This window comes from Neobacillus sp. DZ-9 (assembly GCF_059587065.1).
In genome coordinates, this window is the sequence record NZ_JCAIOL010000007.1 from 279,136 (window position 1) to 294,018 (window position 14,883).

Here is a 14,883-nt window from a genome sequence, read left to right on the forward strand (position 1 = left end):
CCGTATAAAACTTGTAGCTCCTGTAATGTAAGCAATACCCGACGACTTCTTTATCCCTCGTACTCATGAATTTGTGTTAGACATACACCTCTAACGTCTTTCCCAGTTTTATAGGCTAGCGACCATTCGATAACTTTATCCAATGCGTATTCCAAATTCCATTTTGGCTTCCATCCTAATTCCGATTTTGCTTTTGAACAATCTAATTTTAAATAATGTGCTTCATGCGGCCCATTGTTAGGCACAATTTCAAAAGATGCCCCTGAACCCCACTTATTACATAATCTGCTTACGGTCCATTCCACTGTTTTCTCACTTTCAGCATCAGGTCCAAAATTCCAGCCTTCTGAGTACTGAACACCTTCTTTATACAATTTTTGTGCCAATAATAAATATCCACTTATTGGCTCCAAGACATGCTGCCACGGACGGATAGATTTGGGATTCCTTATTTTTATTGTTTCCCCTTTTAATAGGCACTGAATTCCATCAGGTATTAAACGGTCTTTTGCCCAATCGCCTCCTCCAATAACATTTCCGGCTCTTCCAGATGCGATTGCAACACCATGAGTTTCATAGGTTTTCGGATTAAAAAAAGAGTTTCGATAACAAGCAGTAATTAATTCCGAACAGGCTTTACTATTTGAATAAGGGTCGTAACCACCCAGGGGTTCATATTCCCTGTATCCCCATTGCCATTCCTTGTTTTCGTAACATTTATCCGATGTTACATTTACAACCGCTTTTATTTTTTTGTTTTGCAAGTTTACTAGCCTGATGGCTTCAAATAGATTTGCTGTACCCATTACATTCGTTTCATAGGTTTCTATCGGATTTTCGTACGACATCCTCACAAGCGGCTGGGCAGCCATATGAAAAACAATATCTGGATTTGATTGTTGCAGGGATAAACGTAACTTTTCCCGATCTCTAATATCACCATTAATGGTGTTTGTGATCTTGTCTATTTCACACAATCCGAACAAACTCGGATTAGTGGGCGCTTGTAAGGAATAACCCGTAATTTCTGCACCGAGATGATACAGCCATAAACAAAGCCAAGACCCTTTGAACCCCGTATGTCCAGTAATAAACACTTTTTTTCCTTTCCAAAATTCTTTATCAATCATGGTCCCACCCCTTTTTTCTACCTCCAAACTTTCCAAGGAGGGCTTTCGGACATCCACAGCTCTTCCAAATATTTTTTATCTCGTAACGTGTCCATTGGGTGCCAAAAACCATCATGTTTATATGCCATTAGCTGACCCTCATTTGCTAAATTTTCAAGTGGTTCTTTTTCGAGTACAGTACTTTCATCACTAATATAATTGAACACCTCTGGTTGAAAGACAAAAAAACCGCCGTTAATCCAGTTGCCATCGCCTTTCATTTTTTCTTTAAAACTCACCACCAATTGATCCTTGTTCAAAGATAAAGCACCAAATCTTCCAGAGGGCTGTCCAGCTGTCAGCGTTGCAAACTTTCCATGCTCCTTATGAAACTCAACTAGTTTTTTCAGATCTACATTCGCAACACCATCACCATAAGTAAGCATAAAAGGTTCGTTTCCGATATATTTTTGTATCTTCTTTACTCTCCCTCCCGTCATAGTTTCAATACCAGTATTTGCTAATGTAATCTTCCATGGTTCTGCTGAATTTTGATGGATGATATATTGATTCCCCTGGCTAAAGTCAACTGTTACATCAGATTTGTATAGAAAATAGTTCAAGAAATAGTCTTTTAACATATGGCCTTTGTACCCCAAGCAAATAATAAACTCATTAAAACCATGAGCAGAGTAAATCTTCATAATATGCCATATAATGGGGTATTCGCCTATCTCTATTAAAGGCTTAGGTTTCAAATGTGATTCTTCACTAATTCGGGTTCCGTACCCACCTGCCAAAATAACAACTTTCATCCTACAACCTCTTTTCTTAATTCTTTAATAAAGGATAAATACCGTAAACTCCTGTAAGCTGCCACTCAGGATATATAATATGATTAATAACTGAGCTTGGGATGGTTGAATGTAATTGTTTGGAATTTTTTAGGAGGTTAATTTTTAAAAGGGGAAATAAGAAGTTGAATAGTAGAAGAAAATTCATTTTCGGTTCATTAATTATCTATGTAAAATAGAAAAGGCTGAACTATATACATTTTATATATGCATATTTCAGCCTTTAATGAAGTTCTTATTTTTATTGCTTTTTTTCTTTGAAGGACAGTCGAAAAAAACAAAGAGCATTAATAAAATAATGGAATTCTCAATTTTACGTACGACGCATATAGGCACGGACCGTAATAGGTGCAAAAATGGCCACGATGACAGCTGCTCCAATGAGGGAAATAACAAAATCGGATCCAATGTTACTGTTGTTAACAAGATTACGGACAGCAGTAATCAGATGTGAAAGTGGGTTTATCTTTACAAACCACTGCAGCCAGTCGGGCATGGTGTTGACCGGCACGAAAGCATTAGAAAGAAACGTTAAGGGGAACAGCGCAAGCATCGAAATCCCCTGTACACTAGAAGCAGTTCGTGCAATCACGCCAAAGAAAGCAAAAATCCAACTAATGGACCAAGAGCACACGATGACAAGAATTGCGGCAATAACTACGTAACCAAGGCCTCCATCAGGTCGATAGCCCATAATATAACCCATGGTAAAAGTGAGCACAGTCGCAATGGTATATCGAATTGTATCTGCTAAAAGTGCTCCCGCTAACGGAGCAATTCGTGCAATCGGAAGGGACTTAAACCGGTCGAATACTCCCTTATCCATATCCTCACGCAATTGAACTCCCGTGACAATGGAAGTCGTAATAACTGTCTGCACAAGGATGCCGGGAATTATGACCGGCAAATAGCTCTTTACATCGCCTGAAATGGCACCGCCAAAGATATAGGTGAACATGAGGGTAAAGATAATTGGCTGGAGCGTGACGTCGAAAAGTTGCTCGGGTGTACGCCGTATTTTCAGTAAACCTCGATAGGCCATTGTGAATGAATTTCGTACCGTCTGACCAAAGCTCGTATTGTTTTTCAGGTGGCGATTAAATGAAGTACTATTCATCCTCTTACCTCCTCTGCTTCGGGCAATTCATTTGGCGCACTAGATGCGTCCGCGTTCACTCCATGACCAGTGATAGTCAGGAAGACCTCATCAAGGGTCGGTTTCTGCACACTTAGTTCTGCTAGTTGGATTCCCGCCTCACGAAGGGCGATTAGCAGATCCGCTACTCGGTCGGCATCCGCCATCGGTGCAGTAATCTTCCCGCCTTCCGACGATACATTCGACTTTACGTTTAGCACCCTTTCAACGGTATGACGAGCCGACCCTATATCTAGAGAATTTTCGATTCTTAAATGCAAGGAAGATCGCCCAACGGATGACTTTAATTCATCCACGGTACCCTCCGCAACGACTATGCCTCGATCGATTACCGCAATCCTGTCTGCCAGTTCATCTGCTTCTTGTAAATACTGCGTTGTTAACAGTACGGTTGACCCCGTACTCACTAATCGGCGGATAGTATCCCACATTTGATTTCGTGTACGAGGATCAAGCCCCGTAGTCGGTTCGTCTAAAAAAATGAGCGGCGGCTGCGAAATAAGACTTGCCGCCAAATCTAGCCTGCGGCGCATGCCGCCGGAAAAATTTTTCAACGGACGCTTTGCGGCTTCCGTTAACCCAAATTCCTCGAGCAACTCCGCTGCCTTACGTTTTGACTCTGCCCGGGAAAGACCAAGCAGCCGGGAGAAAATGATCAAATTCTCGGTTGCGCTTAGCGACTCGTCGACAGAGGCATACTGACCAGTAACCCCAATTAATTGTCGCACGATCTGGGACTCCTTCATCACATCATGTCCAAAGATGTGTGCCGACCCTGCATCCGGCCGGAGTAAGGTTGCCAGCATTCTGATAGTGGTGGTCTTGCCTGCTCCATTCGGGCCAAGCAGGCCGTAAATGGTGCCAGCACGCACATTCAGATTTACGCCGTCAACTGCACGATTTTCACCAAAATTCTTTATAAGGCCGCGGGCTTCAACGGCCCAATCACCATTGTTTGGTATCGTTCGGTGTATCATTTTCATTCCTCCCTTATCACTGGGTACATGGTAACAAACGTTTGTGAACTGAATATGAACTTTCTCCTCCCTCTCTTGTTCATATTAAGTTCATAAAGAAGGAGTATGCTAAGAACAGCTTGAATATTTTTAAAGAATGTAATTTATGAAAAAGGATTGAATGTCATGGCAAAAATTTTAATGGTTGACGATGACCCTCATATTCGTAAATTGGTTCGGGTCCTCTTATCTGAGGAAGGCTTCACGACCCTAGAGGCGCTGGATGGAAAAGAAGCATTATCCTTGCTTGATTCCGAAAAGGCCGATCTCATCATTCTTGATATCATGATGCCAAATATGGATGGCTGGGATTTCTGCCGGCACATTAGAGAATATTATTCTGATTCCCTCCCAATCTTAATGCTGACGGCAAAGGGAGAAACTGCTCAAAAAGTAAAAGGCTTTGAACTCGGAGCTGATGACTACTTGGTCAAACCCTTTCATCCCGCTGAATTGATTGCCAGAATCAAGGCATTACTCAAACGTTACCAAATTAATCTTTCAAATAAGGTGAATATCGGAAATGTGGCGCTGGATCGCACTACACACCAAGTCTTTGATGGTCGTAACGAAATCACTATGCCGCTGAAAGAGTTTGAGCTTTTGTATAAGTTCACTGCCTATCCGGGACAAACATTTTCAAGAGAACAGCTGATTGAGGATATTTGGGGTTATGATTACGAAGGGGATGAGCGCACCGTGGATGTTCACATTAAGCGCCTGCGGCAGCGCTTTTCAGATGAAAACTGCCCTTTTAAAATTACGACGATTCGCGGGCTAGGTTATCGGTTAGAGGTGAAATAATGATAAAGTTTTTAAAAAAAAGCGGAGAAGTTATTGCTTTTTTACTTCTATTATTTTTATGCTGGTCAGCCGTTTTTTACATCGCCCCCTGGTTATTCCATGTTCTTTCAATCAAAAGTTTCTATTTGAGGCAGATCATCAATTCCTTTTTGGGCATTTTCCTCTTTGGTCTAATCATGTACGGCCTTTCCAAAATTAGATTTTTTCAAGAAAAGCAAAGTCTCTTTTTGCGACCAATGATTGAAGCGATGGAAAAGATGGCTCAAGGGAATTTTAATATTGATCTTTCTTTCTACAAAAATGAGTTTGGGAATCGAAATCATCCTTTTAATGAAATAGCAGAAAGTATTACCCATATGGCAGCACAGCTTGGTGAAATGGAGCAAATGCGCCAAGAGTTTATTTCCAACGTTTCTCATGAAATCCAGTCTCCGCTTACATCCATTTCAGGTTTTGCCCATGCATTAAAAACTTATCAATTATCTGCTGATGAGCGCAAACAATACCTCGAAATCATTGAAGTGGAGAGCATGCGGCTTTCAAAGCTTAGCGAAAATTTGTTAAAGCTGACGTCTTTAGAGTCCGACCATCCGCCATTTGAGACGAGAACCTATCGTTTAGACCAGCAATTGCGAAGAGTAATCCTTTCGAATGAGCCACAATGGCAAAATAAAAACCTTGAAATGGATGTTTCCTTAGATAAAATGACTATCCATGCAGATGAAGACCTGATGGATCAAGTTTGGATCAATTTAATCCATAACAGCATTAAATTTACACCGAACAATGGAATAATAATGGTTGAATTAATAAAGAAAGACTCAGATAAGGTTGAAGTGATCATTAAAGATACAGGAATTGGAATGACGAAAGAGGTTCAAATGCATATATTTGAACGTTTCTATAAAGCCGACCCTTCGAGGAGCCGCACAAATGGCGGGAGCGGATTAGGACTATCCATTGTAAAGAAAATCATTGAAATGCACAAAGGAGAAATACAGGTAGAAAGTTTGCCAAATGAAGGAACGGAAATAAAAGTGCTATTGCCGATTGGTCAATAATAGCGGGCTGGAAGTTTGCACTTAATAAGGATACCGTTTTATATGCTTGAAAATACAGGATTGGTTGGGTATTCTTAAATCACAATCTCCTTTTAAGGATGTGTTTAACCTGCGATTAAATAAATATATTTCCGAGTCTGGAAAAACATCTAGACGCGGTGCGGATAAATTGATTAGTGAAGGAAAAGTGTCCATTAACGGAAAAGTTGCCACATTAGGAAGCCAAGTCGAACCAGGGGATGATGTTCGTATTGGTGGAAATCCGGTCAAGGTGGCTAAAAATTACGTTTATATTGCCCTAAATAAACCGGTTGGCATTACGAGTACGACAGAAAGACATATTAAAGGAAATATTATTGATTTAGTCAACCATCCATTAAGAATATTTCATATAGGAAGACTGGATAAAGATTCAGAGGGTCTTATCCTTCTGACCAATGATGGAGATATTGTCAATGAAATTCTTCGGGCTGAAAATAAGCATGAAAAGGAATATATAGTGACAGTAGACAAGCCAATCACTCCTGAGTTTTTAAAAAGAATGGCAGGAGGCGTAGAAATACTAGATACAAAAACGCTGCCCTGTAAAGTAGAACAGCTTTCTAAATATGTTTTTCAAATCATTTTAACACAGGGTTTAAACCGACAGATTCGCCGTATGTGTTCTGCCTTGGGATATCAGGTTTGTCGACTGCAACGAACACGAATCATGAATATCCATTTAGGGAACCTTCCTATTGGCCAATGGAGAGATTTATCAAAGAAAGAACGCACTCAATTATTTAACGAACTTCATTATGAGCCAAAAGAATGGTAAAAAAAGAGTGTGGACCGAATCGAAAAACAATTTCGGTCCACACTCTTTTTATATTAAAATTTGATTTTAGTATTACGGGAATTACGGATTTCAAAAAACCTCATTTACTTATGATACGGTTCACCTCGATTAATCCGAAACGCCCGATAAATCTGTTCGACCAATATCAACCTCATCAGCTGATGAGGGAAGGTCATCTTTGAAAAGGACAACTTTTCATTCGACCTCTTCAAAACCTCATCGCTAAGGCCCAAGGATCCCCCAATAATAAAGGCAATTTTGCTTTTTCCATATGTAGCAAGCTTATCTAATGTATCCGCAAGTTCCTCTGATGATTGTAATTTCCCTTGAATCGCCAAGGCGATCACATATGTATCCTGGCTAATCTTTGCTAAAATTCTTTCGCCTTCTTTTTGCTTTACCTGCTGCATTTCCGTATCGCTTAGTTCTTCCGGCGCCTTTTCATCGGCAACTTCTATTACTTCGACCTTGGCATAGGACGTTAATCTCTTCAAATATTCCTCAATGCCTTGCTTCAAATATTTCTCTTTTAATTTACCAACCGTCACAATCGAGATATTCACAATCCACAGCCCTTTATTTTTAGATTACAAACAGGTTACAAACAAGATATCCACAGAAGTTATCCACATTGTCCACATCTTTATCCACATTTAGTATGGAATCACTTGTTCGCCACAATATATACAGCCGTGTTTTGACAATATTCACAGGTTGTTGATAAATTATCCACATCCATTTTTGATAAAACCGGAAAAGTTTCCGTTTCATCCACAACCGTATCCAATGCAATATCCACATGCTCTTCGCAGCAATAAATCATCGTTCATCTTCACCTTTCTCACTTTTTAATCCTAGTGTTTACGTTCCAGATGCCGCTCATACGACAACTATCATATCATAATAAAAACAGGACAGCTTCCGCTATCCTGTTTTTCGCATTCTTATTGTAATCTTTCTCCCGACAGTGTCAGTGTTGTTTCTTTAAGCTTGCCATCGCGGTAAAATTTGATCTTCAATTTATCGCCGATTTTCTTTTTCTGATATAGGTGCTTGCGCAGGTCGATGACATCATTTATTTTTTGACTATCCATCTCAACAATGACATCCAGTTCTTGTAATCCTGCTTGTGCAGCTGGGGAGTTTGGGACTACCTGTCTTAAGGCAACACCGTAATTGACATCACTCGGCAATTTCAATGCTTCTTCTTGGTAGTAAGCTGGTATTTCAGATACTGATTTTAAATCGACACCCATATATGGGCGTTTAACAGAGCCAAAATGCTCGAGATCATCAATGATGGGCTTAGCCGAATTGATTGGAATTGACAACCCAATCCCTTCAACCGCCTCCTGAGATATTTTCATGGAGTTAATCCCAATCACCTGTCCGGCCATATTAATTAAGGCCCCGCCGCTGTTTCCTGGATTAATCGCAGCGTCTGTTTGCAAAACCTCTGATTGCCAATCAACAACCCCATTTTGATCGATATCAACTGGAATGGTCCGTTTAAGACCTGAAATTATTCCTTGTGTAACTGAGCCAGAAAAAGTCGCTCCAAGTGGATTTCCGATGGCAATGACTGGTTCGCCCATTTTTAAACTATCAGAATCTCCAAATACCGCTACTTTTTTTACCTTACTCGCATCAATCTCAAGTACCGCTAAATCTGTCCAAATATCGCTGCCAAGGAGCTTGGCAGGAATCTTCGTTCCATCTGTCAGACTTACTTCTAGTTTTGTCGCCCCCTCGACAACGTGATGGTTGGTGACAACAAATGCCCGGTTGTTGTCTTTTTTATATATAACCCCTGAGCCCGTTCCGGCTGCTTCTTCAGAATTATCGCCAGCACCATTACCATTACCATTGTCAGACCAAAATCCCGTTGACTGGATATTATCGATGCCAACAACTGCTGCAGCTGTTTTATCAACGGCATCGGTGGTATCTGTTTTGACATCATAGGATACCTGCTGGTGAATGACGTTCTGTTGATTCGAATTATCTGTTGTATTGGTTGCCGTATTTTGATTGGTTTCAATTTTATAAGGGAGCAGCCCTCGATTGGACAGGGCTGGAAGAGCAACGATCACTAATATCGCTCCAAGGATAGCCCCGACTAAGCTGGAAATAAAAAATCCGCCCCGATTACCTCTCTGTTCCCGATAACGCCCCTGTGAATGATCATCATAATAACCCACTGGACACCATTCCTCTCTCTCGAAATGATTGCTATCTTTTATTTTGGCTTATAATAACAATTATACTCTCTAGGCGCAAAATTTAAAAAAATTTGACAATTATTCCATAAAATTTACGACTTTGTTCATAGTTTTTTAATAAATTGGCTCTGTTAAACTTTGTTGTTGATTTGCGCTCCAGGTGCTTCGCTTTCCGCGGGCGTGCCGGGGAGCCTCCTCGGCGCTTTGGCGCCTGCGGGGTCTCCCCTGACCCGTACTCCCGCAGGAGTCTTCGCACCTTCCGCTCCAATCAACAGTGTTAAAAATTAACAATGCCCTTTAACAGAGCCAATAAATTAAAAAAAGAGCAAAGATTTCTCTTCGCTCTTGGAAAAAACACTATACTGCTGTTAAAATCGTAGGTATTTTCGGATCTGTATCGTAAAGATTGAATTGTTCGCCAACAATCAGGCCGCGGCTTTCTAATGTCTGCGTTACAGACATTTTCGCCAAATCTTTCATGTTATTATCAAGGCTTAGATGGGCGAGGTAGACCCTTTTCGTACGATCGCCAATCACATCACTCATTGCCAAGGCCGCATCTTCATTGGAAACATGGCCGACATCGCTGAGAATTCTTCGTTTAATGTTCCACGGATAACGTCCCATACGAAGCATTTGCACATCATGATTGGATTCAAAAATGTACACGTCAGCATTGGAGATTGTCCCCTTCATTCGGTCGCTGACATACCCTGTATCCGTAATAAGAACAAGCTTTTCCCCCTCATTATGAAACACGTAAAACATTGGTTCCGCCGCATCATGGGACACGCCGAAGGATTCTATATCCACGCCACCGAACGTCTTTACCGTTTCCATGTTAAAAACAAACTTTTGCTCTGTAGGAATCACTCCTACATTTGTTTCCATCGCCTGCCACGTTTTTTCATTCGCGTAAACAGGCAATTTATATTTCCGTGCGAGAATGCCAATCCCTTTAATATGGTCGCTGTGCTCATGAGTGACAAAGATACCAGATAGCTTGCTAATATCGCGGTCAATTTGCTGAAAAAGCGTCTCCATCTGTTTGCCGCTAAAGCCGGCATCCACTAGAAAGGAATGTTCGTCTGACTCTACATAAAGGGCGTTCCCCGTACTCCCGCTTGCTAGAATGCTATATCGCAAAGACATACAATTTCACTCCACACTTATTTTTTCTTCGCTGTTAAAATCAATGATCTCACCTTCAAAGGCATTTACGAACAAACTCTCCTTATCATCGACCACAAAGCGCCAGGTTGGCGCTAATAATTGGGAGGCCGAAAGCGGAACAAGCGTTGAATAGCCGAGCTCGATCTTCGTAATTTTACTCTTCGGTTTCAAGACTCCCTTTTGATGAAGCGTTTCAATCGCCTTTAACGGACGGAGTATCTCTTCTTTATCCGCCAGCTTTTCAATTCCTTCAAGATAGGTTTGCTGATAGGAAACAATTTGATTATCGGAATTATAATTGAAGGTGATCATCCCGTTGATATTGTTATACAAAGGCATATTGTCACTTCGCTGAAAATAGGTGATTGTATTTTTTTTATCATCTTTCTTCCAAAATTGATAATGATCACCGTACAGGACATTTTCGTTTAAAAAAGAAGAAAGCTCTGCTGGTTCAAACTTAGAAGTTAGCTGCAAAGGCTTCACCAGCGTCGACTGCAGTGTCGTCCCCGGCCCTTTAAGAGAAGCAGATTGACTCTTTAGTTTGTCAATATCCCCTTTGGTAAAGGTTTTAGGCTTAGCGCTAAGATATTGAGCCTTTATCGGGTTCTTCGGCAGTTCCACATATTTGATCTCATCTACTTTCAATTTCTCTTCCACAGAGGCCTCCGTTAAAACCTCATATTTATTGGCATCTCTGATCTTCATGAATTGAAATAGGAGATATACATCCAGTATCAGGAACGTTAAAATAAATATCGTTTTAATTTTACTCCAATCCATGCTTCAGTCCTCCCAGATCATCCATCGTGATTTCTTCCCACGAATTATCATAGCGATAAAACCAGGCTGGTTCTAAAAGGATCAGCATATTTTCTTCCGCATCCCTTTCCATCCGATAGCCTAAGACCATTTCTTGCAGGAGCTCTGGCTTAAAGTTCTTTTTGTTTTGTAAAAACTTCAGGGCATCATGGCCGGAGGGACGGATAACCTTTTGGATTTCAGTTGTTAATGGGAGTTCTAAAGCAATGTTTGGACGTATATATTTGTTGATTTCATCCCGGCCCCAAACCTCTGTAATTTCCGACAGTCCTCTTTCATTAAAAACAGGATAGCCATCCCTACTGTACATTCTGAAGGTAACCGAGCGGTTATATTCACTTTTGGAAACGAAACGGTAAGGGTCTGTCCACCCGCCGTGTTCATTAACAAAATCAATACTCCGTTTTACTAAATCATATGAACTGGCAATATATCGTTCCTCTGCCGTTGGATTGACATAGAGGAGGATATTGCTATCAAAATTCACCGTCATTTTGCTAGAATCATCGGTATATTCTTCCCCTGAAGGCAGCGGGCTTTTTTGGACAAAACTTGGATTGCTGAAAAGCGCTTCTTTAAACTCATCGGAATTAAGGTCTTTTGGCAGGTATTTATACCTCATCATTTCCCGATCCCCTTCAGGCAGGAACAGCGTCCGTTTTTCAGATGCCTTATACCCAAAGTAACGCGGCAGGCTCGCCGCATTTTTATAAAAGTTTTGATTAAACTCGTTTAAATTGTTAGAGGAAATGTGGCTGATATAAACCTGCTGATTTTCAGTTGAAACAAAATAAACAATACCATTATCCTTATCAGAACCCTCAACATTAATAATTATTCGATTAAAGTTGAAAGCAGGTATCTTTTTCCCCTCAATGTTCAAGACAGTACGATATAACTCGATTGGGACTTCCCCTGGAAACTGGATCTCAGTATTGCCGCTATTATGGCTTAGTTCCTCAATATTTTCGATTTTCTCCGTTACATTTTTCACATCAAAAAAGGTCCACTGACCTAATTCCTTTACCACTTTGTCAATTTCAGCTGTGTTATTCATTCCATAATGCTGCCCTTTTATATGGAAAAGAATCTGATCAGGCCTGACAATCTTTTGAACCTCTTGTTTTTCACTAACGGTTACTTCGGCAACATAATTACTATTTTCCATTTTTTCGTAATAAGGCTGATAGGTCCAAAGATTCCATGTTAACAAAATACTAACCAAAACCAATATCGTTAAAATCACTGATTTAATATTTTCGTATCTCATGACCATTCATCCTCTTCAGAACGCTCATACGGCAGTGAAAAAGAAATAATCGTTCCTTTTCCTTCTTGACTCCTTGCCCAAATAGACCCGCCATGGGCTTTCACCATTTCTTGTGCAATGGCCAGCCCAAGACCCGTACCGCCCAATTTCCGGGTTCTCGCTTTATCAACACGATAGAAACGGTCAAATATCTTTCCAATATTCTCTTTTGGTATTCCCACTCCTTGGTCCGATACACTAACAATGATTCGATCTTCTTCTTCTTCAATCGAGAAAGTTACCAGGCCGCCTTCAGGCGAATACTTCAAAGCATTGGAAATGATATTGTACAACACTTGCGTCATCTTATCTTCATCGACCTCAACAAAGATAGCCTCGTCTGGCAGCTTTCGTTTAAAGGTGACGTTTTGTTCCTTGGACATTTCAAACCGATCAATAATCCGGTCATAGAAATCGACAAAATTAACCCATTCCATAGTCAGCTTGTAATCGGTACTATCCATTTTTGATAGCTGAAGGAGGTCATTGACAAGGCGGATCATTCTTTCCGTCTCCGTCCGTGTTACCTCTAAAAAATTAGGAGCAATTTCTTCATCCTGCCATGCACCATCTGCCAGTGCCTCCAAATAGCTCCTCATCGTTGTCAAAGGAGTCCTGAGCTCATGTGAAACATTGGCAACAAATTCTCGACGTTCAATATCAATTTTTTCCTGCTCTGTGATATCATGCAGAACGGCAATAAGTCCATTTACAAAACCGGTTTCTTTTTGAATTACTGAAAAATTAGCGCGTAGAATATAGCGTTTTTTCTTCGTGCTGTAGTCCAGTATTAAGGAATCATTTTCTTCTAATAGGTCCTCAAAGGTATTCGCATCGTCTAAATCTAACAACTCCACAATCGGTTGGGACAAAACTGTTTCACGTGAAACATTCAGCATCTCCGCGGCGGGGTCATTGATTAAAATAACCCGTCCTTTACGGTCTGTGGCAATAACTCCATCTGTCATATACGACAAGACGGAGGATAATTTTCTTCGTTCTCCTTCTGTCATGGCCTGGGCCTCTTGGAGCTTTTTCGTTAAATTGTTAAAGGTGATCGCGAGTGTACCAATTTCATCATAACCATACACTTTAACCTTCCGCGAAAAATTCCCCTTCGCCATCGCTAACGCCTGCTTCTTCATATCAGCAATCGGCCTGGTGATGGTTTGGGCGAGCAATATGCCTAAAACAGCCGTAATCGATAAAGCAATGGCTGTCCCGGTTGCAAAAATGCCATTAATGGTTTTCATTTGTTCAAACACATTTTCAATTTTAGCAACAAGATAAATGGCGCCGATCACTTTTTTGTCCGACTTAATCGGGGTGGATAGGACCCAAATCCGATAGCCGTTTTTCCGGTCAATCTTGATGGCGCTTTGTTCCTCTTCCAAGGTCATCGATTGTTTTACCCGGAGCTCTGTTGTCCTTTGGCCTACTACACCCTGACTGCTGGAGGGAGAGGCACCAAGGATTTTAAGTGAGCCGTTTTCAATCACCTGTACCTCCAAAATATCACCAGTCACAAAATCCTTTAGGGTCTTTTTAATATCATCCTCGAGGCTTGGATCTTCAGGAGTTCTTTCTTTTTCCATTTCCTGAACAATATTATAGCCAAGCAAATTAACGCGTTCTTTTAAGGAAGTTTGGAAGTTTGTTCTTAAAGTTTCTTCTAGCTGCCTGACAAAATAAACACCGATAATTTGCATCGCGACTAATATAAGGAGGACATAGATGATAACAAATTTTACGTGTATGGAGCGAAAGAAGCCAACCTTTCTCATCAATGCCTTACTCCTGTTCAGGATTGCGCAAATAGTAGCCAACACCGCGGCGCGTAACAATCCACGTTGGATGGCTTGGGCTATCCTCAATTTTTTCACGCAGACGTCTTACGGTTACATCGACAGTCCTGACATCCCCGTAATAATCGTAACCCCACACGGTTTGCAATAAATGTTCTCTCGTCATAACCTGGCCAATATGCTTCGCCAGATAGTAAAGAAGCTCAAACTCCCGATGGGTTAGTTCAATCGTTTCACCGCGCTTTGACACGACATAGGCATCCGGATGAATCACAAGAGAGCCAATTTCAATTTCGTTCGTTTCCGCTTCAGCATCCGGCTGAGCCAGGATTTGCTGATGACGGCGTAAATTTGCTTTTACACGGGCAATTAATTCCCTTGTGCTAAACGGCTTTGTTACATAATCGTCTGCACCAAGCTCAAGTCCAAGAACTTTATCAATTTCGGAATCCTTAGCTGTCAGCATAATGATCGGCATTTCATATTTTTTGCGGACCTCACGGCAGACTTCCATGCCATCCCGAAGCGGCAGCATAATATCCAAGAGAATTAAGTCTGGCTGAATCTCTTCTACTAATTGGAGTGCTTCATTTCCATCATAGGCGCAATAGACAACATAACCTTCTTTTTTGAGATTAAACTGCAAAATATCTGCAATTGGCTTTTCGTCATCAACAACGAGAATTTTCTTTTCCATACCATTTCTCCTTTTCA

At 41.0% G+C, this 14,883-nt stretch carries 15 protein-coding genes; 3 read left to right on the plus strand and 12 right to left on the minus strand.

Going from position 1 to position 14,883, the window contains the following annotated elements:
• Positions 1 to 50: 50 nt before the first annotated feature.
• From rfbG to AC59HZ_RS20810, 4 genes are all read right to left on the minus strand, one after another.
• Positions 51 to 1,130: a CDP-glucose 4,6-dehydratase gene (gene rfbG, locus AC59HZ_RS20795; RefSeq protein ID WP_496547689.1), complete on the minus strand. Its 1,080-nt coding sequence runs from the start codon at positions 1,128 to 1,130 to the stop codon at positions 51 to 53.
• A 17-nt stretch (positions 1,131 to 1,147) separates the two neighbouring features.
• The gene (rfbF, locus tag AC59HZ_RS20800) at positions 1,148 to 1,924 is read right to left on the minus strand and encodes a glucose-1-phosphate cytidylyltransferase (protein WP_496547690.1); all 777 of its coding nucleotides are present in this window, start codon (positions 1,922 to 1,924) and stop codon (positions 1,148 to 1,150) included.
• Positions 1,925 to 2,276: 352 nt separating this feature from the next.
• Positions 2,277 to 3,080: an ABC transporter permease gene (locus tag AC59HZ_RS20805; RefSeq protein WP_496547691.1), complete on the minus strand. Its 804-nt coding sequence runs from the start codon at positions 3,078 to 3,080 to the stop codon at positions 2,277 to 2,279.
• Positions 3,077 to 4,096, minus strand: a complete 1,020-nt coding sequence (locus AC59HZ_RS20810) for an ATP-binding cassette domain-containing protein (protein WP_496547692.1) — start codon at positions 4,094 to 4,096, stop codon at positions 3,077 to 3,079. Before AC59HZ_RS20810 ends, AC59HZ_RS20805 begins: the two co-directional genes overlap by 4 nt.
• 165 nt (positions 4,097 to 4,261) lie before the next feature.
• Between AC59HZ_RS20810 and AC59HZ_RS20815 the strand changes: the two genes are divergently transcribed.
• From AC59HZ_RS20815 to rluF, 3 genes are all read left to right on the plus strand, one after another.
• Positions 4,262 to 4,939: a response regulator transcription factor gene (locus AC59HZ_RS20815; protein ID WP_496547693.1), complete on the plus strand. Its 678-nt coding sequence runs from the start codon at positions 4,262 to 4,264 to the stop codon at positions 4,937 to 4,939.
• Entirely contained in the window at positions 4,939 to 6,000 is a 1,062-nt protein-coding gene (locus AC59HZ_RS20820) for a sensor histidine kinase (protein ID WP_496547694.1), read from the plus strand. Before AC59HZ_RS20815 ends, AC59HZ_RS20820 begins: the two co-directional genes overlap by 1 nt.
• Before the next feature lie 100 nt (positions 6,001 to 6,100).
• Positions 6,101 to 6,817 (plus strand): 23S rRNA pseudouridine(2604) synthase RluF, encoded by a 717-nt coding sequence (gene rluF / locus AC59HZ_RS20825; RefSeq protein ID WP_496547739.1) that lies wholly within the window; start codon positions 6,101 to 6,103, stop codon positions 6,815 to 6,817.
• Between the two features lie 104 nt (positions 6,818 to 6,921).
• Here the strand turns inward: rluF and rlmH are convergent, their stop codons facing one another.
• From rlmH to yycF, 8 genes are all read right to left on the minus strand, one after another.
• Complete coding sequence (rlmH, locus tag AC59HZ_RS20830; protein WP_496547695.1) at positions 6,922 to 7,401, minus strand: 23S rRNA (pseudouridine(1915)-N(3))-methyltransferase RlmH; 480 nt, start codon at positions 7,399 to 7,401, stop codon at positions 6,922 to 6,924.
• Between the two features lie 101 nt (positions 7,402 to 7,502).
• Positions 7,503 to 7,661, minus strand: a complete 159-nt coding sequence (locus tag AC59HZ_RS20835; RefSeq protein WP_430063987.1) for a CxxH/CxxC protein — start codon at positions 7,659 to 7,661, stop codon at positions 7,503 to 7,505.
• A gap of 121 nt (positions 7,662 to 7,782) precedes the next feature.
• Positions 7,783 to 9,039: a S1C family serine protease gene (locus tag AC59HZ_RS20840; protein WP_496547696.1), complete on the minus strand. Its 1,257-nt coding sequence runs from the start codon at positions 9,037 to 9,039 to the stop codon at positions 7,783 to 7,785.
• 378 nt (positions 9,040 to 9,417) lie between these two features.
• Positions 9,418 to 10,212: an MBL fold metallo-hydrolase gene (locus AC59HZ_RS20845; protein WP_496547697.1), complete on the minus strand. Its 795-nt coding sequence runs from the start codon at positions 10,210 to 10,212 to the stop codon at positions 9,418 to 9,420.
• Between the two features lie 6 nt (positions 10,213 to 10,218).
• Positions 10,219 to 11,016 carry a two-component system regulatory protein YycI gene (locus AC59HZ_RS20850; protein WP_496547698.1) on the minus strand — a complete coding sequence of 266 codons (798 nt, stop codon included), beginning with the start codon at positions 11,014 to 11,016 and terminating at the stop codon, positions 10,219 to 10,221.
• Positions 11,003 to 12,325, minus strand: a complete 1,323-nt coding sequence (locus tag AC59HZ_RS20855) for a YycH family regulatory protein (protein ID WP_496547699.1) — start codon at positions 12,323 to 12,325, stop codon at positions 11,003 to 11,005. Before AC59HZ_RS20855 ends, AC59HZ_RS20850 begins: the two co-directional genes overlap by 14 nt.
• Positions 12,322 to 14,148 carry a cell wall metabolism sensor histidine kinase WalK gene (gene walK, locus AC59HZ_RS20860; RefSeq protein WP_496547700.1) on the minus strand — a complete coding sequence of 609 codons (1,827 nt, stop codon included), beginning with the start codon at positions 14,146 to 14,148 and terminating at the stop codon, positions 12,322 to 12,324. Before walK ends, AC59HZ_RS20855 begins: the two co-directional genes overlap by 4 nt.
• A 7-nt stretch (positions 14,149 to 14,155) precedes the next feature.
• The gene (gene yycF / locus AC59HZ_RS20865; protein WP_430063993.1) at positions 14,156 to 14,866 is read right to left on the minus strand and encodes a response regulator YycF; all 711 of its coding nucleotides are present in this window, start codon (positions 14,864 to 14,866) and stop codon (positions 14,156 to 14,158) included.
• Positions 14,867 to 14,883: the final 17 nt, after the last annotated feature.